This window comes from Bradyrhizobium japonicum USDA 6, assembly GCF_000284375.1.
GTDB lineage: Bacteria > Pseudomonadota > Alphaproteobacteria > Rhizobiales > Xanthobacteraceae > Bradyrhizobium > Bradyrhizobium japonicum.
This window is the reverse complement of the sequence record NC_017249.1, coordinates 4,582,858-4,599,159: the sequence shown is the minus strand read 5'-3', so window position 1 is coordinate 4,599,159 and position 16,302 is coordinate 4,582,858. Positions and strand designations below refer to the sequence as shown.

The 16,302-nt window shown below is 65.6% G+C and carries 14 protein-coding genes; 9 read left to right on the top strand and 5 right to left on the bottom strand.

Translation table 11 applies throughout. The annotated features are described in order from the left end of the window. Positions 1 to 157 precede the first annotated feature (157 nt). From BJ6T_RS21690 to BJ6T_RS21675, 4 genes are all read left to right on the top strand, one after another. Positions 158 to 2,635 carry a PAS domain S-box protein gene (locus BJ6T_RS21690; RefSeq protein ID WP_014494612.1) on the top strand — a complete coding sequence of 826 codons (2,478 nt, stop codon included), beginning with the start codon at positions 158 to 160 and terminating at the stop codon, positions 2,633 to 2,635. Between the two features lie 10 nt (positions 2,636 to 2,645). Next, the gene (locus BJ6T_RS21685; RefSeq protein ID WP_014494611.1) at positions 2,646 to 3,086 is read left to right on the top strand and encodes an EamA family transporter; all 441 of its coding nucleotides are present in this window, start codon (positions 2,646 to 2,648) and stop codon (positions 3,084 to 3,086) included. Between the two features lie 68 nt (positions 3,087 to 3,154). Further along, positions 3,155 to 4,441, top strand: a complete 1,287-nt coding sequence (locus BJ6T_RS21680; RefSeq protein WP_014494610.1) for an MFS transporter — start codon at positions 3,155 to 3,157, stop codon at positions 4,439 to 4,441. A 25-nt stretch (positions 4,442 to 4,466) separates the two neighbouring features. After that, a complete protein-coding gene (locus BJ6T_RS21675) occupies positions 4,467 to 5,717 on the top strand; it encodes an arsenic transporter (protein ID WP_014494609.1) in 1,251 nt (416 codons plus the stop codon). 9 nt (positions 5,718 to 5,726) lie between these two features. Here the strand turns inward: BJ6T_RS21675 and BJ6T_RS21670 are convergent, their stop codons facing one another. Then, a complete protein-coding gene (locus BJ6T_RS21670; protein ID WP_014494608.1) occupies positions 5,727 to 7,091 on the bottom strand; it encodes an MFS transporter in 1,365 nt (454 codons plus the stop codon). A 25-nt stretch (positions 7,092 to 7,116) separates the two neighbouring features. Beyond that, complete coding sequence (locus BJ6T_RS21665) at positions 7,117 to 7,884, bottom strand: GntR family transcriptional regulator (RefSeq protein ID WP_014494607.1); 768 nt, start codon at positions 7,882 to 7,884, stop codon at positions 7,117 to 7,119. 174 nt (positions 7,885 to 8,058) lie between these two features. Here BJ6T_RS21665 and BJ6T_RS21660 point away from each other — a divergent pair, with 174 nt between their 5' ends. The 3 genes from BJ6T_RS21660 to BJ6T_RS21650 are packed head-to-tail and all read left to right on the top strand — an operon-like array spanning position 8,059 to position 11,092. After that, positions 8,059 to 9,258 (top strand): mandelate racemase/muconate lactonizing enzyme family protein, encoded by a 1,200-nt coding sequence (locus BJ6T_RS21660; RefSeq protein ID WP_014494606.1) that lies wholly within the window; start codon positions 8,059 to 8,061, stop codon positions 9,256 to 9,258. 12 nt (positions 9,259 to 9,270) lie between these two features. After that, positions 9,271 to 10,038, top strand: a complete 768-nt coding sequence (locus BJ6T_RS21655) for an SDR family oxidoreductase (RefSeq protein ID WP_014494605.1) — start codon at positions 9,271 to 9,273, stop codon at positions 10,036 to 10,038. 22 nt (positions 10,039 to 10,060) lie between these two features. Further along, a complete protein-coding gene (locus BJ6T_RS21650; protein WP_014494604.1) occupies positions 10,061 to 11,092 on the top strand; it encodes an L-idonate 5-dehydrogenase in 1,032 nt (343 codons plus the stop codon). Between the two features lie 14 nt (positions 11,093 to 11,106). On the opposite strand, the gene BJ6T_RS21645 is transcribed toward BJ6T_RS21650, so the two are convergent. Continuing rightward, the gene (locus BJ6T_RS21645; RefSeq protein ID WP_014494603.1) at positions 11,107 to 11,973 is read right to left on the bottom strand and encodes a DUF3280 domain-containing protein; all 867 of its coding nucleotides are present in this window, start codon (positions 11,971 to 11,973) and stop codon (positions 11,107 to 11,109) included. Between the two features lie 188 nt (positions 11,974 to 12,161). Here BJ6T_RS21645 and BJ6T_RS21640 point away from each other — a divergent pair, with 188 nt between their 5' ends. Together BJ6T_RS21640 and BJ6T_RS21635 are read left to right on the top strand one after the other, a co-directional pair. Continuing rightward, positions 12,162 to 13,547, top strand: coding sequence for a HAMP domain-containing sensor histidine kinase (locus BJ6T_RS21640; protein WP_014494602.1), 1,386 nt, complete (start codon positions 12,162 to 12,164; stop codon positions 13,545 to 13,547). Beyond that, the gene (locus BJ6T_RS21635) at positions 13,544 to 14,191 is read left to right on the top strand and encodes a response regulator (RefSeq protein WP_014494601.1); all 648 of its coding nucleotides are present in this window, start codon (positions 13,544 to 13,546) and stop codon (positions 14,189 to 14,191) included. Before BJ6T_RS21640 ends, BJ6T_RS21635 begins: the two co-directional genes overlap by 4 nt. 13 nt (positions 14,192 to 14,204) lie before the next feature. Here BJ6T_RS21635 and BJ6T_RS21630 read toward each other — a convergent pair whose 3' ends face one another. Together BJ6T_RS21630 and BJ6T_RS21625 are read right to left on the bottom strand one after the other, a co-directional pair. Further along, on the bottom strand, positions 14,205 to 15,167 hold the full coding sequence (locus tag BJ6T_RS21630; RefSeq protein WP_014494600.1) for an MBL fold metallo-hydrolase: 963 nt from the start codon (positions 15,165 to 15,167) through the stop codon (positions 14,205 to 14,207). 45 nt (positions 15,168 to 15,212) lie between these two features. Further along, on the bottom strand, positions 15,213 to 16,196 hold the full coding sequence (locus BJ6T_RS21625) for a VOC family protein (protein WP_014494599.1): 984 nt from the start codon (positions 16,194 to 16,196) through the stop codon (positions 15,213 to 15,215). Positions 16,197 to 16,302: the final 106 nt, after the last annotated feature.

Below are 16,302 nucleotides of genomic sequence, written 5' to 3'. Positions count from 1 at the left end.
TACGCGCACGGGGGCTCATCGTTCCAACATTCGGGAACAAATAGCCAGACCCGGCGTTGGTCCATACCCGCCCCTGCGATCGGTGGCGCCTTTCCGTCCTTATTCCGTTTTGAGCAATGGCTATCACGCTTTGTCTGTGTGAATATCGGCCCGGCACGTGCGCTATTGCATCACAACGGCCGACACCTTGAACGATCCTTTGCCCGATACCACCGCCGCAGAAAGGCTGCGCCGGCACCTCGAAGAGATCGCGCGCGAGCGCGACAACGCCTATCACGCGCTCCAGGAGCGCGAGGCAGAGCTGGCGCGCATCCAGCGGATCGGCAAGGTCGGCGGCCTCGAGGTCGACTTCCGCGAAGGCTTCAAGAACCGCCGCTCGCCGGAATATCTGATGCTTCACGGGCTGCCAGCGGATGCCGTCGACGAGTCGCATGAGGATTGGGTCAACCGCATCCATCCCGAGGATCGCGACGCGGCGGTCAAGCACTTCCTCGATTCGCTGGCCGGGACGAACGAAGACTACACCGCCGAATACCGCATCATCCGCCCCAACGACGGCGAGACCCGCTGGATCCGCGTTGTCGCCAAGTTCGAGCGCGACAGCGACGGCCGCGCCATTCGCCTCGTCGGCGCCCATATCGACATCACCGCCCAGGCGCTCGCGCGCGAAACGCTGCGCGAGAGCGAGGAGCGTTTCCGGCTGATCGCCAACAGCGCACCGGTGCCGATCTGGGTCACGAAGCTCGACCGCACGCGCTCCTTCGCCAATCAGGCCTATGTGGACTTCGTCGGCCTGCCCTACGACCAGGCCATCGCCTTCGACTGGCGCAAGGTGCTGCATCCCGACGACCTGCCGCATGTGCTGCAGCAATCGGTCCAGGGCGAAGCGTCGCTGAAACCGTTCGTGCTGGAGGCGCGCTACAGGGACGCATCCGGCGAATGGCGCTGGCTGCGCTCGGAATCGCAGCCGCGCTGGGACCCGACCGGCAAGCATATCGGCTTCATCGGCGTCGCCCACGACATCACCGTCGCCAAGCAGGCCGAGATCGAGCTGCGGCAGCTCAACGAGACGCTGGAAGAGCGTATCGTGGAGCGCACCGCCCAGCTCGAATCCAACGAGGCGCGACTGCGCGCCATCCTGGAGACCAGCAACCAGTATCAGGGCCTGGTCAACCTCGATGGCGAATTGCTCTATGCCAACAAGACCGCGCTCGACGGCATCGGGGCGAGCGCCGCAGACGTGATCGGCAAGCCTTTCTGGGACACGCCCTGGTTCACCGGCACCCACGGTATGAGCGCAACCGTGCGCAAGGCCTTCGACACCGTGCTCAGAGGCGAAGCGGTGCGGCTGGAGATGCGCCTGCGCCTGCCCATCGGGGAGCGCGATTTCGACTTCGGCATGCGCCCGGTGCTCGACCGCCACGGCAACATCACCGGTGCGGTGCCCGAGGCCGTCGACATCACCGAGCGCCGTCGCGGCGAGGAAGCGCTGAGGCAGTCGCAGAAGATGGAGGCGATCGGCCAGCTTACCGGCGGCGTCGCCCACGACTTCAACAACCTCCTCACCATCATCCGCTCCGCGACCGACTTCCTGCGCCGCCGCGAGCTGCCGGAAGAACGCCGCCGCCGCTATGTCGACGCCATCTCCGACACCGTGGAGCGCGCCTCCAAGCTTACTGCTCAGCTTTTGGCCTTTGCGCGCAGGCAGCCGCTGAAGCCGCAGATCTTCAACGTCGGCAGCCAGGTCGAGGGCGTGGCGCAACTGGTCCGGCCGCTGGTCGGCGGCCGCATCGAGATCGCCGTCGAGGTGAACGATGCCGACTGCTTCACGGTGGCCGACGTCGCGCAATTCGAGACCGCGCTGATCAACCTCGCCATCAACGCCCGCGACGCCATGGAGGGCGAAGGCCGCCTCACCATCGCCGTGCGCAAGGTCGCGGGCATCCCGAGCCTGCGGGCGCAGTCGGCGCGCGGTGGCGACTATGTCGCGATCTCGGTTGCGGACACCGGCAGCGGCATTGCGCCTGAAAACATCGACGCCATCTTCGAGCCGTTCTTCACCACCAAGGAGGTCGGCAAGGGCACCGGCCTCGGCCTCAGCCAGGCCTTCGGCTTCGCAAAGCAGTCCGAGGGCGACATCGCGGTGACGAGCACGCGCGGCGAAGGCGCGACCTTCACCATCTACCTGCCGCAGGCGCACAGTCCCACCGCGGAGAAGGACGCTGCGGCACTGACCAGCGAGGCCGCCACCACCGGGCGCGGCTATCGCGTGCTCGTGGTCGAGGACAATGACGACGTCGGCCAGTTCTCGACCGAGCTGCTGGAAGATCTCGGCTATGTCGTCCGCCGGGTCGCCAACGCCAATGCGGCGCTCGGCATTCTCGGCGAGAACGAATTCGCCGTCGACCTTGTCTTCTCCGACGTCATCATGCCCGGCATGAACGGAGTCGAGCTCGCCGGCGTCATCCGCGAGCGCTATCCGGGCCTGCCCGTCGTGCTCACCAGCGGCTACAGCAACGTCCTCGCCGAGAACGCGCATCGCGGGTTCGAGCTGATCCAGAAACCGTATTCGGTGGAGTCGCTGTCGCGTATCCTGCGCAAGGCGATCACGGAGAAAGTGGCGGCGGCGCGGTGAGAGATAACCGATGAAACCTGCCCTCCTCTCCGCCTGGCAGACCTGGGCGCTGCTCTCGGCCTGCTTTGCGGCGCTCACGGCAATCTTCGCCAAGGTCGGCGTCGAGAACATCAATCCAGATCTGGCGACGTTCATCCGCACGATCGTGGTGCTGCTGGCCTTCTCGGTGCTGCTGTTCTTCACCGGACAATTCGCGGCGCCGTCGGCGGTCTCGTCGAAGACCTGGCTGTTCCTGGTGTTGTCCGGGCTTGCGACCGGCGCGTCCTGGCTGTGCTATTTCCGTGCGCTGAAGCTCGGCCCCGCGACGCTGGTGGCGCCGATCGACAAGCTCAGCGTCGTGCTGGTCGCCTTGTTCGCCTTCGCCTTTCTCGGCGAGCGTCCGACCGCACAGGGCTGGCTCGGGATCGCCATGATCGGCGCCGGCGCGGTGCTGCTGGCCGTGAAGTTTTGAAGAGCGGAACAAAGGTGGCGTGAGATCGGTTTCTGGCGGATCGCTTCCCAGCCTCGATCGAGAGACCGATGTCGAGCCAGGCCTCCCATCACCCCACCGACCAGACGAAACGCGCCGGCCGCGCGCTAGATGCGGCCAACTTCTTCCTCGCCGACGTCCGCGACGGGCTTGGGCCCTATCTCGCCGTCTATCTGCTCACCGAACAGCACTGGGACGAGGCACGCATCGGCCTCGTGATGTCGATTGCGACCATCGCCGGCATCGTGGCGCAGGCGCCGGCTGGCGCGCTGATCGATGCGACGCGGGCGAAGCGGCTGGCGATGGTCATCGCCGCCATCATGGTGACGCTGGCGTCACTGTCGCTGCCGCTGTTTCCCAGCTTCCTGCCGGTCGCGGTCTCGCAAAGCATCGCGCAGGCCGCCGCAGTGATCTTTCCGCCGGCGATCGCCGCCGTCTCGCTCGGCATCTTCGGTCATGCCGCCTTCACCCGACGGATCGGCCGCAACGAGACCTTCAATCACGCCGGCAATGCAGTCGCCGCCGGGCTGGCGGGACTTTCCGCCTATTGGTTCGGTCCGACCGTGGTGTTCTACGTTCTCGCTGCCATGGCGGTCGCAAGCCTCGTGAGCATTCTCGCGATCCCCGCTCGCGCCATCGACCACGACCTCGCGCGCGGGCTGCGCGACGCCGATACCGGTGACCAGCCGGAGCAGCCCTCAGGTCTCGCGGTGCTCCTGACCTGCCGCCCCCTGCTCGTCTTCGCGGTCTGCGTCGTGCTGTTTCACCTGTCCAACGCGGCCATGCTGCCGCTGGTCGGCCAGAAACTCGCGCTGCAGGACAAGAACATGGGCACTAGCCTGATGTCGGCCTGCATCATCGCAGCCCAAATTGTGATGGTGCCGTTCGCGATGCTGGTCGGCGCGAAGGCCGACCGCTGGGGCCACAAGCGCTTCTTCCTCGCCGCGTTGCTGATCCTGCCCATTCGCGGCGCGCTCTATACGCTCTCCGACAATCCGTTCTGGCTGGTCGGTGTGCAGCTTCTGGACGGCGTCGGCGCCGGCATATTTGGCGCGATCTTCCCCGTCATCGTCGCCGACCTCATGCGCAACACCGGCCGCTTCAACGTAGCGCAAGGCGCGGTCATCACCGCCCAGAGCATCGGCGCGGCGCTATCGACGACGCTTGCGGGCCTCGTCGTGGTCGGAGCCGGCTACAGCGCGGCGTTCATCACGCTCGGCGCTGTCGCCGCAATCGGTGCCATCGTCTGCCTCCTCGCCTTGCCCGAGACCCGGCGTGGCACCTTGCAGGCACAGGGGAAGACAGCGGCTCCAGCATCGGTTATCGCTGCCGAATGAACCGACCCAACCTCAAGGACTGAACGTGCCGTCTGACGCCATCTGGGCCTGGAGCATCATCGTCGCCGCGACCGCAGCCGTCATCATCCGGCCCTTTCGCCTGCCCGAGGCGATCTGGGCCGTGATCGGCGCCGGCGCCCTGGTGCTGTTCGGCCTTCTGCCGTGGCAGGACGCGCTCACAGGCATCGAGAAAGGCGTCGACGTCTATCTCTTCCTGATCGGCATGATGCTGATCGCCGAGCTCGCCCGGCTCGAAGGCCTGTTCGACTATCTCGCCGCGCTTGCGGTGGAATATGCAGCCGGCTCGCCGCAGCGGCTGTTCCTGCTGATCTATCTCGTCGGCACGCTCGTCACCGTGCTGCTCTCCAACGACGCCACCGCGATCGTGCTGACACCCGCCGTCTACGCCGCGACGCGCGCGGCCGGCGCCAAGCCGCTGCCCTATCTCTTCGTCTGCGCCTTCATCGCGAACGCCGCAAGCTTCGTGCTGCCGATCTCGAACCCCGCCAATCTCGTGGTGTTCGGCTCGCGCATGCCGCATCTGACCGAATGGCTGCGTCAGTTCGCCCTGCCCTCGCTCGCCTCGATCGTGCTGACCTATGTCGTGTTGCGCTTCACCCAGCATCGCGCCCTGAAGGAGGAGACCATCGAGCGCCGCGTGCCGCACAAGGTGCTCAGCCGCGGCGGCAAGCTGACCGCGATCGGCATTGCTGCGATCGGCGTCGTGCTGATCACGGCCTCCGCGCTCGACAAGCAGCTTGGCCTGCCGACCTTCATCTGCGGCGCCGTGACGACCGGCCTCGTCCTGCTGCTCAGCCGTCAGTCGCCCATGCCGGTGCTGAAGCACGTGTCCTGGAGCGTGCTGCCGCTGGTCGGCGGGCTTTTCGTGATGGTGGAAGCACTGGTGAAGACTGGCGTGATCGGCCATCTCAGCGCGCTTCTGCACGAGGCCGTCGCGCAGTCCGTACCCGGGGCCGGCTGGAGCGTTGGGATCGCCACCGCCATCGCCACCAATATTGCCAATAACTTGCCGGTCGGCCTCGTCGCCGGGTCGATCGTGGCCGCCGATCACCTGCCCACCTCGGTCGTCAGCGCCATCCTGATCGGCGTCGACCTGGGACCGAATTTCTCGATCACCGGCTCGCTCGCCACTATCCTCTGGCTGGTCGCGCTCCGCCGCGAAAAAATCGAGGTCGGCGCCTGGCCGTTCCTCAAGCTGGGCCTGCTGGTGACGCCACCGGCCCTGATCGCGGCCTTGGCTGCCGCGATCAGGTAGCTTGCGAGATCAGTCGTTCTCGTAGCCGTAGACTTCCGGCAGGATGAAGATTGCGGCGAGCAATCCGATCAACGGGAAGATCGCGACCATCAGCGTGGCATTCGCCTGTCCAATCGCCGCGAACACCGTCGGGAACAGGAAGATCGCCAGGAACGATGGCAGCTTTACGAACATGTAGGCGAAGCCGCTGGCCGTGCCGCGATACTTGGGCTTCGCAACCATGGTCGGGATCGTCATGCAGTTCGACGCGTCCCAATAATGGCCCCACAACATGGCGGCCGCTGCGAACGGCAGCAGGATCTTGTTGTCGGTGTAGAGCGCGAAGGCTGCGACCAGCAGCGAGGCCAGCACGATGCCGAAACCGGCGATCGCGATGCCGCGGTGGCCGATCTTGGGCGTCAGCAGCGGGCCGACCCAGCCGGACAGAGCGGCGAAGCAGAACAGCGCCATCGTCACGAGATTGATGCCGAGCACGCTCGACACGCCGACCATGACAAAGAGGACCGGCAGGTAGAACGCGAAGGTCGAGAACTCGCTGCCCTGGGCGAAGCAGGCGATCCAGCCGTAGATCGTGGCGCGCCAGCGGATCGGATCCTTCTTGAGATCGGCGAGGAACGCGCGGGTCGAGACCTTCGGCACCTCCACGTCATGGTTCGGCAGCATGTCGAGATTGTCGTTGAACATCTCGCGCGCGACCTGCTTGGCCTCGCGGTAGCGTCCCTTCTGCACGAGCCACACCGCCGTCTCCGGCACGTCGTGGCGCATGACCAGGATGATCAGCGCCGGCAAAGCGCCGAGGCCGAGCGTCACGCGCCACAGCATCTCGTGCTGCATGTCGGTGAGCAGGAAGATCACGATGACGCCGATGGTGAGAACTTCACCGACGGCGAACATGAATTGCCAGCGATTGCCCATGACCTCGCGCTCACCCTTGGCCATGGATTCCATGATGTAGGTGTAGCCGGTCGAGATATCCGAGCCGAGCGGAATGCCGAGCAGGAAGCGGATCACGATGAGCCAGGTGACATTAGGTACGAAAGCCTGCGCCAGAGCGAGCACGATGAACAGCACCATCGTCACCAGGAACATGACGCGGCGGCCGATCTTGTCGGAGAGCCAGCCGCCGAGCAGCGCGCCGATCAAGGCGCCGCCCTGCGTACCGGCCGCGGCAAGACCCAGCATCAGCGGATCGGGATTGTACTGCTCCTTGATGAAGATCAGCACGAAGGCGATCGAATAGAGATCCCAGGCTTCGACCAGGATCGAGGCCATCATCAGCCAGCCGACCTTGTTGCCCTTGGGACTGTAGTTCGTGATGAGGTAGCGGACCGCGGCTTCGCTCGCGGTCGGTTGTGGCATCGCCATCGTCTGCATCTTTGGTCCTCTCTTCAAAACTCTCTTACGTGCCGAGCAGCGGCTCGATGCTGCAATCGAGCAGGCGCGGATCGATCCCCGCCTCCATGCCCGTGAACATCTGGTCCATGTAGTCGATCAACGCATCGCTCGCCTTCACGGCGTCCTCGACGTGGCGGCCGGCGACCGCACTGAGAATGGCGAGGTGGTGATCGATCGTGCCCGACAGGTCGGCCTGTCCCGGCATGAAGCGATGGTGGATGTAGCCGATGCGGCGGTACAGCGTGTGCAATGGCCGCAGCGTGTGCACCAGGAAGGGCTCGCCGGCGGCTTCCAGCACCAGCGCGTCGATGCGGCGATCGATGCTGTTGAATTCGTCGAGGGTCAGGGTGGCGCGGCGTTCGCGCAGCAGACGCTCGATGTGCAGCGCCTGATTGCGATGCGACAGGCTGGCGCGATCGGCCGCGAGCCGCACGACAAAGCGCTCCATGTCGCGGCGCAAGGCCAGCAGCATCCGCTCGCGCGCGAGATCGATCGGCGCGATGTGCAGGCCGTGGCGCGGACGGATGATGATGAGCGTATCGGCGGAGAGACGATTGACGGCGTGATGCACCGGTGTGCGCCCGAAGCCGGTGATGTGCTGCAATTCCAGCATCGTCATGAATTGTCCGGGCTTGAGCTCGCAGTGGACGAGCAGCTCTTCGATCTTCTGGTAAGCCAGCTCGAAGAAGTTGAGCCGGTTGTGCCGGGAGGGCTTGCCCTCGCCGTCGTCCTCGTTTCTCACCACCTCGAGCGCGCGCTTGCGCCGTGCCATGTCGTCCTCCTGTCAGCCGCGCTCTCATTGCTCGGTGGCGCGATATTTGTGGGACCCTTAAAACATGTTGTGATATATTACAAGCAGGCGTAAGACGTTCGCGCGACCTGCAACATGTTGCAGTGCGAAATGAGACGTCAGGCGCGAGGCGCCTGTGATGGGAGGATTGTTGCCGTGAAGATCACGTCGATCGAGACGCTGCGCACCGAGGAATTTTCCAACGTCATCTGGGTGCGCGTTCACACCGACACGGGCATGATCGGTCTCGGCGAAACCTTCTATGGCGCGGGCGCGGTCGAAGCGCAGATCCACGACACCTTTGCCGGCCGCCTGCTCGGCCGCAATCCGCTGCACATCGAGGCGATCCATCGCGACATGCTGAACCTGCCGATGGCGCAATCCTCGACCGGCGTCGAATACCGCGCAGCTTCCGCAATCGACATCGCGCTATGGGATCTGTTCGGCAAGGTCTGCAATCAGCCTGTGCACCAGATGCTCGGCGGCCTCTGCCGCGACAAGCAGCGCATCTACAACACCTGCGCCGGCACGCAATATGTCCGCTCGACCAATATCAGCCCCGTCGCCAACTGGAATCTCGGCGCCTCCAAGGGCCCCTACGAAGACCTCGACGGCTTCATGCACCACGCCGACGCGCTGGCCGAAAGCCTGCTGGAGAGCGGCATTTCCGCGATGAAGATCTGGCCGTTCGATCCGGCGGCACAGGAGAACAAGGGCCTCTACATCACCGCAGCCCAGATGAAGCGGGCGATCGAACCGTTCGAAAAGATCCGCAAGGCCGTCGGCGACAAAATGGAGATCATGGTCGAGCTCCACTCGCTCTGGAACCTGCCGACCGCCAAGCAGATCGCGCGCGCGCTCGAGCCCTACAAGCCGACCTGGTACGAAGACCCGATCCGGATGAACTCGCCGCAGGCGCTGGCCGAATATGCCCGCTCGACCGACGTCTGGGTCTGCGCCAGCGAGACGCTTGGCTCGCGCTTCCCCTACAAGGACATGCTCGACCGCGATGCCATGCATGTGGTGATGGCGGATCTGTGCTGGACCGGTGGCTTGACCGAAGGCCGCAAGATCGCGGCGATGGCCGAGACCTATCACCGCCCGTTTGCGCCGCATGACTGCATCGGCCCGATCGGCTTCATCGCCGCCATCCACATGTCGTTCAGCCAGCCCAACACGCTGATCCAGGAATCGGTACGCGCCTTCTACAAGGGCTGGTACAATGAGCTCGTCACCACGATGCCGACGATCAAGGACGGCTTTGTCTATCCGATGGAAGGACCCGGCCTCGGCGTCGACCTTCTGCCCGCCGTATTCGACCGCTCCGATCTGACCGTGCGTCGCTCCAACGCGTGAGGATTTCTTGAGATGAGCACCGCCCTCTTCGACCTTTCCGGCCGCACTGCGCTCGTGACCGGCTCCTCCCGCGGGCTCGGCCGCGCCATTGCCGAGGGCATGGCGAAAGCCGGCGCCAGGATCATCATCAACGGCGTCGATCCCAAGCGCGTCGAGCAGGCCGTGGCCGAATTTCGCGCCGCCGGACATCAGGCCGAGGGCGCCGCGTTCAACGTCACCGACGAGCCGGCGATTGTCGCCGCCTTCAACGACTTCGACAGACAAGGTATTGCGGTCGATATTCTCGTCAACAATGCCGGCATCCAGCACCGCAAGCCGCTGGTCGAGTTCACCACCGACGAATGGCGCAAGGTGATCGAGACTGACCTCACCAGCGCCTTCGTGATCGGCCGCGAGGCCGGCAAGCGCATGATCCCGCGCAAGCGTGGCAAGATCATCAATATCGGCTCGCTCGGCAGCGAGCTCGCACGTCCCACCATCGCGCCCTACACCGCGGCCAAGGGCGGCATCAAGAATCTCACCCGCTCAATGGCGGTGGAATGGGCCCAGCACGGCATCCAGGCCAACGCGATCGGCCCCGGCTACATGCTGACCGACATGAACGAGGCGCTGGTCAACAACACCGACTTCAACAACTGGCTGATGGGTCGCATCCCTTCCAAGCGCTGGGGCAAGCCGGACGAGTTGGTGGGCGCGGCGATCTTCCTGGCATCGGACGCTTCGACCTACGTCAACGGACAGATCATCTATGTCGATGGCGGCATGATCGCCGCGATGTAATCGCGAAACAGGGAACGAGACCATGCGCGCCGTCGTCATCCACGCCCCGAAAGACCTGCGGATCGACAGCTATCCCGATCCAGCCCCCGCCCCGGGCGAAGTCCGCGTCAAGATTGCGAACGGCGGCATCTGCGGCTCCGACCTGCACTACTATCATCACGGCGGTTTCGGCGTCGTGCGCATCCAGCAGCCGATGGCGCTGGGCCACGAGATCGCGGGCGTGGTCGCGGCCGTCGGTGACGGCGTCACCAATGTGAAGCCGGGCGCGCGCGTCGCCGTCAATCCGAGCAGACCGTGCGGCCAGTGCCTGCATTGCCAGGAAGGCATGCGCAACCAGTGCCTCGACATGCGCTTCCTCGGCAGCGCGATGCGCTTCCCCCATGTCCAGGGCGGCTTTCGCGAGTTCATCACGGTCGATGCCACGCAAGCCGTGCCGATCGCTGACAAGCTGTCGCTGGCGGAAGCCGCAGTGGCCGAGCCGCTCGCAGTGTGCCTGCATGCCGGCAAGCAGGCCGGCCCCCTCCTCGGCAAGCGCGTGCTGATCACGGGTTGCGGGCCGATCGGTGCGCTGATGATCCTGGTCTCGCGCTTCGGCGGCGCGTCCGAGATCGTGGTGACCGATGTCGCCGACGCGCCTCTTGCGGTCGCAAAGAAGCTCGGCGCCACCCACGCCATCAATGTCGCGACCGATGCCACAGCGCTCGATCCCTGGCGCGCCGGCAAGGGCGTGTTCGACACCCTGTTCGAGGCCTCCGGCAACCAGGCCGCGCTCCGCACCGCGCTCGACGTGCTCCGGCCCGGCGCGACGCTGGTGCAGCTCGGTCTCGGCGGCGAGATGACGCTGCCGATCAACTCCATCGTCGCCAAGGAATTGCAGCTCCGCGGCACCTTCCGCTTCGACCCCGAATTCGAGCTCGCGGTGCGGCTGATGGGCGAAGGGCTGATCGACGTGAAACCGCTGATCACGGCCACCATGCCGTTCGAGAACGCTGTCGCCGCGTTCGAACTCGCCAGCGACCGCTCGCAGTCGATGAAGGTGCAGCTGACGTTCTAGGGCTGGTATCGCGGTTACTGGCTCCCGATCAGCTTATCGCTGACCAGCCGGACCGCGCCCCGTTTCCACGAATAGTCGGCACCCATGCGCAGGCCGCTGTCGCCACGCGACAGCACCGCACCGGTCCTGGCATCGCGGACCTGGAAGCCGAGCGTGTATTCGGTGCGGCTGACCCGCCGCACCACGCCGATCAGCGACTGATCCGCGCCGAGCTTTTGCGCGATCGCCGCCTCGCAGCCACCGCAATCCCGCAAGGCGCGCGCCTTGACCGCCTCGCCGCCGGCATCAACGATGCGGTAGCGGCCGGATTGGCCCAGCGCCTCGCGCACGCTGCCGGTGACCTCGGCCAGGTATGACGCATCCGACGCGGCCGAAGCGCCCGCCGAGGCGGCGGTCGTGTCCTCCAGCTCGAAATCGAACACGGCCAGCGCGACCGGCGCAGGCGTGGCGAGCGCGGCCATGACCTCGCGAGACACGAAAATCTCGGCACGCTCCCATGATTCATCGTTGTCGCCACGGAAGGTGTAGAGCTTGTCCATCACGAGCTTCTTGGCGCCGACGTCGATGACGGCGACCTTGGCCCATTGCACCAGCGTGCTCGTCTTCTGGATGCCGCCGATGACCTTGAAGGCCGCGCCGTCCTGGGCAGACGGCACCGGCCGGTAACGGCCGTCCGCACTGATATCCCGCCTGAGCGCGGCCATGAACGCCGATAGCCGCCGCTCATGGGCGGCGGTCTGGTTGGCCGGCTCGGCCGACGTATCGGTGTAGCTGAAATCGTCCATGGCAACGCCGATGGCATCCTCGGCGCCGGCTGGCGAAGAGGCCGCCGGGAGGACGAAGAGGAGGAAAGCAGAGAGGATCAAGCTGATACGGCGCATGCGGGCCTCGTGTGATGGAGCGGCGGCGCAATCTGGACGGCAGCCTTAGGTCATGCAGCTGCGCTGGTCCCGACCAAGGCCGGGAAAATTTCACGACGTTGCACCGCGGTAAGCGCGGCGCTTTGCGCCGCTTGCGTTCTGCCGTTTAATGCCGGGGCGACAATTCCGTTCGCACCAGGTGCCCGCCGATGTGGAACCGCCCGAGGTTCGATCTCAAGGTCCGTCTGACGTTGCGCGTGGCCGCCATATCGGCCGCGTGCTTCGCCGCGATCTCCGCCTATTTCCTCATCACCGCCGACCGCGCGGCCCATGCGCGCCTCGACGACATCGCCGCCATCGTGGCCAAGACGCTGGAGCTGCAACAGGGCAAGATCCAGTGGGTGGCGAGCCCGCGCTCGGACTTCCCCAACCTCGACCCCGTTTCCGCCTATGTGATGACGCCCGGCCTGTGCCTGGCGTTCCGCGGCGTGAGCGGCGACATCCTCCAGCGATTCTGCAGCGGCGCGCCGATACCGGCGAACCCGCCGCCGCAAGCCTTCGCGGCCTTCTATCGCAGCCTGTTCGACCCCGGCCGCGAGGCGGCCCGGCCCGTGATCGTGCGCGGAACGAAGCTCGGCGAGACCGTGGTCTCGCTCGATCCGGCCGTGCAGACGGCCGACGCCTGGCACGAGGCCGGCCGCCTGATGCTCGCACTTGCGATCGCACTGCCGCTCCTGTGCGTCCTGGTCTACGCCGCACTGGCGCGTGCGCTGCGCCCCACCCGCATGATCCGCTCCGGCCTCGAACGGATCGCCGCCAATGACCTTTCGACGCGGCTGCCGCCGTTCGATCTCGCCGAGCTGTCGGCGATCCGCGACGTCTTCAACCATCTGGCCGAAAGCCTCGACACCGCGCTGGCCGAGCGCAGCGAGCTGACGCGGAAACTGATCGCACTCCAGGACGAGGAGCGCCGCCATCTCGCGCGCGAGCTGCATGACGAGTTCGGCCAGTCGCTGGCCGCCATCCGCGCGCTCGCCTCCTCTGCCCGCCAGACCGCCGTACAGGACTGCCCCTCCCTGCTTGGCGAGTGCGACGGCATCGCGCGGACCGCAACCGGCATGATGGAGACGTTGCGCGGCGCGCTGTTCCGGCTGCGCCCGCCCGACGTCGAGGAGCTCGGACTCGTGGCGAGCCTCGAAGGCCTGGTTGCGGGCTGGAACGGGCGTAGCCGCGGCCAGACGCGGTTTTCGATCCGGTTCGACGGTGCGTTCGCCACCCTGCCGGCCACGATCAGCGCGAGCCTCTACCGGATCGTGCAGGAGGCGCTCACCAATGCCGCCAAGCATGCCGGCGCCACACGGGTCAGCCTGGAGCTTGCGATGCGTGCCGACGAGATCGCACTTGCGATCGACGACGACGGACGGTCGAACGATCCCGTCGTAAAATCCGGAATGGGCCTGCTCGGCATGCGCGAGCGCGTCGCGGCCTTGCGCGGCCAGTTGAGCTTCGAGGCCGCGCCGAACGGCGGCTCCGCGCTGCGCGTGGTCATTCCGCTTGCAGGCCTCGACCGGCAGCCATTGGAGCGCGCGGCATGAGCGCGGCCGATGCGACCATCCTGCTGGTCGACGACCATTCCGTCGTCCGCGAGGGCTATCGCTCCGTGCTCCAGAAGCAGCCCGGGCTTCGCGTCGTCGCGGAAGCCGCCGACGGCGCCGAGGCGTACCGTCTGTTCAAATCCGAGGTGCCCGACCTCGTCATCATGGATCTGAGCATGCCCGGCATCGGCGGCATCGAGGCCGTCAGGCGCATCAGGCAATGGGACAAGGCGGCGCGGATCCTCGTCTTCACCATGCACGAGAATGCCGGCTTCGCCGTGCAGGCGATCCGCGCCGGCGCGCGGGGCTATGTCACCAAGACCAGCCCGCCCGAGACGCTGGTGCGCGCCGTTATGGACGTGCTCGCCGGCAAGATCGCCATCAGCCCCGACATCGACCACGAGCTCGCGCTCAGCCGTATCAGCGGCGAGAGCTCGGCCGCCGACGTGCTCACGCCGCGCGAGTTCGAGGTGTTGCGGCTGCTGCTCGCCGAGAACACCACGGAGGAGATCGCCGAGACGCTCCACGTCAGCCCGAAGACGGTGGCGAACCTGCATTCGCTGATCAAGGACAAGCTCGGCGTCGGCTCCGACATCGAGCTGGTCCGGCTGGCGCTGCGGCAAGGGATATTGACGGAGGTCTGATCTCGACGAAAGCTTAAGGCTCCAGCTTCGCTCCGTCAGGTGCAAATGACTCGACCGTGTCGCCGATCCTGAACGACATCAGGTCGCGGCCGACCAGCAGCGGCCCCTTGTAGGCGGTCCGCGTGCGCAGGATCAGCGGCTCCTCCGGAATGTCGGGCCCCGGTTTCACCGAGCCGAATACGATGTGGGAATAGACGGCGAGCTTTGGCTTGGCGGATGCAAAGATCTGGCCGGCTTCCTCGGGTGACGTGTGGTGCGCCTGGATGTCCTTATAGACCGGATTTCTGACCAGCAGCTCCGGCTCGATCACCGCAACCTCGTGGATCAGCAGATCGGTGCCTTCAGCCGCCTTCGCGATGCGCTCATCGTATTTGGTGTCGCCGGATAGCACGACCTTTTGGCCGCCATATTCGACGACATAGCCGAACGACGGCTTGATCTTGTCACCATGGTTGACCTCGATCGCGGTGACCTTGACGCTGTTGTTGTCGTAGACCAGCCCGCGTTCGATATCCTTTGCGGCGAAAGTGATCGCCCCGGGATCGAGATGCTCGTCGTCGATGCGAATGCGGATGTCGTCGGCGAACGCCTTGGTCAGGTTCTCCGTCATGGCGACGGTGCCCTTGGGGCCATAGAGCTTCATAGGTCCTTTGCGTGACGCCCATGGCGTGGCGAGCCAGCCGGTCAGCCACATGTCGGGAAGACCGACGAGGTGGTCGGAATGCAGATGGGTGATGAAGTTCGCGGTGATCGCGCCGAGCGGGATCTTCAGCTTGTAGAGCTGCATGGTCGAGCCGCGGCCGAGATCGAACAGCAGCTTCTCGCTCCCCGCCTCGACCAGCGTCGAAGCGCTGAAACTGGTTGGCCGCGGCGTCGGTACCCCGGTGCCCAGCAATGTGACCTTGATCGGTTCGGCCGAGGCAGAAGTGCTGAACGCGAGCAGCACAAGGCCCGCCCTCAAGAGGGTGTTGAGCATATCGTCCCTTCCTTGGATGTCAGATAATTGCCGCGTCGCCGCGGATCATTCGCGCGCGACCACCGCGTCCAGCCATGCGCAGTTAAGCGGCGGAACGCGCGGGTCGGCGACACGGACGCCGCGGGCCGCCGCATCCAGCCGCATGTCGCGCAGGCGCTTGCGCGGCTCCTCCGGCATGTAAAGGCGCTCGTGGCCCCACAGCGAGGGCCCGTCAAAGGTCTCGTGCGGCTGCCAGGTCTCGGGATCGATCACGCGCCCGCCCCAGCCATATTCGATGAAGAAGCCGGACGGCGTATTCACGTAGAACGAGGTCATGTGGTCGTTGGTGTGCCGACCCAGTGTGTAGACGACGCGGCCATCTTCGAGCTGCGCAAGGTCGTAGCCCTGCCCGACATCGTCGAGGCTGCCGAGTTCGACCATGAAATGGTGCAGGGCCTTCCGCCCCGACCCGACCATCGCAAAGGAGTGGTGGCGGCCGTTGACGTGGAAGAAATAGAGCCCATACGGCTTCAGCCCGAAATCGGAGACGCGGAAGCCGAGCACGTCTCGATAGAACGGCACCAACGGTTCGACGTTCTCGACATTGAGCACAACATGCCCCATGCCAAGTGCCCCGGTGCGGAAACCCGTGATCGGCCGGCCCGGCTTGAAAGGTTCGCTCGCAAGCCCCGGCTTGCAGAAGGCCTCGAGCCGGTTGCCTGCGGGGTCGGCGAACGCGATCAATTCGGCCACGTGACGCTCGTCGGCGAGCGCGCGCGATCCGCGCGTCACGTTCACGCCGTGGTTTTCCAGCCGCCCAGCCAACTGATCCAGCTCCGCCGTCGAGGGAACCTCCCAGCCCATCACCGCAAGGCCCGCGTCGCTGCTGCCATCGACGATCAGGCGCTGCTTGCGATCATCCATGCGGAAGGCGCGCATCTTGCCGCCGCGATCGACCTGCTGCATGCCGAGCAGCCCGGTCGCCATCTGGCCCCACTGATCGAGCTGGGATGAATTGATCCCGATATAGCCGAGCGCGGTGATTTCCATCGACGTCCTCCCGAGGGCATCGCATTCGCCGCACTGCGGCGAACTTGATACCGGCCGCGCGCGATCCTACGGTGGCGTCCCGCAATCGCTGCGCATTCGCAAAGAC

What these genes read in the sequence shown, in the direction of transcription:
- BJ6T_RS21685 (WP_014494611.1), top strand. Translation starts at nt 2,646, where the DNA reads ATGAAACCTGCCCTCCTCTCCGCCTGGCAGACCTGGGCGCTGCTCTCG.
- BJ6T_RS21680 (WP_014494610.1), top strand. Translation starts at nt 3,155, where the DNA reads ATGTCGAGCCAGGCCTCCCATCACCCCACCGACCAGACGAAACGCGCC.
- BJ6T_RS21670 (WP_014494608.1), bottom strand. Translation starts at nt 7,091, where the DNA reads ATGCAGACGATGGCGATGCCACAACCGACCGCGAGCGAAGCCGCGGTC.
- BJ6T_RS21665 (WP_014494607.1), bottom strand. Translation starts at nt 7,884, where the DNA reads ATGGCACGGCGCAAGCGCGCGCTCGAGGTGGTGAGAAACGAGGACGAC.
- BJ6T_RS21655 (WP_014494605.1), top strand. Translation starts at nt 9,271, where the DNA reads ATGAGCACCGCCCTCTTCGACCTTTCCGGCCGCACTGCGCTCGTGACC.
- BJ6T_RS21650 (WP_014494604.1), top strand. Translation starts at nt 10,061, where the DNA reads ATGCGCGCCGTCGTCATCCACGCCCCGAAAGACCTGCGGATCGACAGC.
- BJ6T_RS21645 (WP_014494603.1), bottom strand. Translation starts at nt 11,973, where the DNA reads ATGCGCCGTATCAGCTTGATCCTCTCTGCTTTCCTCCTCTTCGTCCTC.
- BJ6T_RS21640 (WP_014494602.1), top strand. Translation starts at nt 12,162, where the DNA reads ATGTGGAACCGCCCGAGGTTCGATCTCAAGGTCCGTCTGACGTTGCGC.
- BJ6T_RS21635 (WP_014494601.1), top strand. Translation starts at nt 13,544, where the DNA reads ATGAGCGCGGCCGATGCGACCATCCTGCTGGTCGACGACCATTCCGTC.
- BJ6T_RS21630 (WP_014494600.1), bottom strand. Translation starts at nt 15,167, where the DNA reads ATGCTCAACACCCTCTTGAGGGCGGGCCTTGTGCTGCTCGCGTTCAGC.
- BJ6T_RS21625 (WP_014494599.1), bottom strand. Translation starts at nt 16,196, where the DNA reads ATGGAAATCACCGCGCTCGGCTATATCGGGATCAATTCATCCCAGCTC.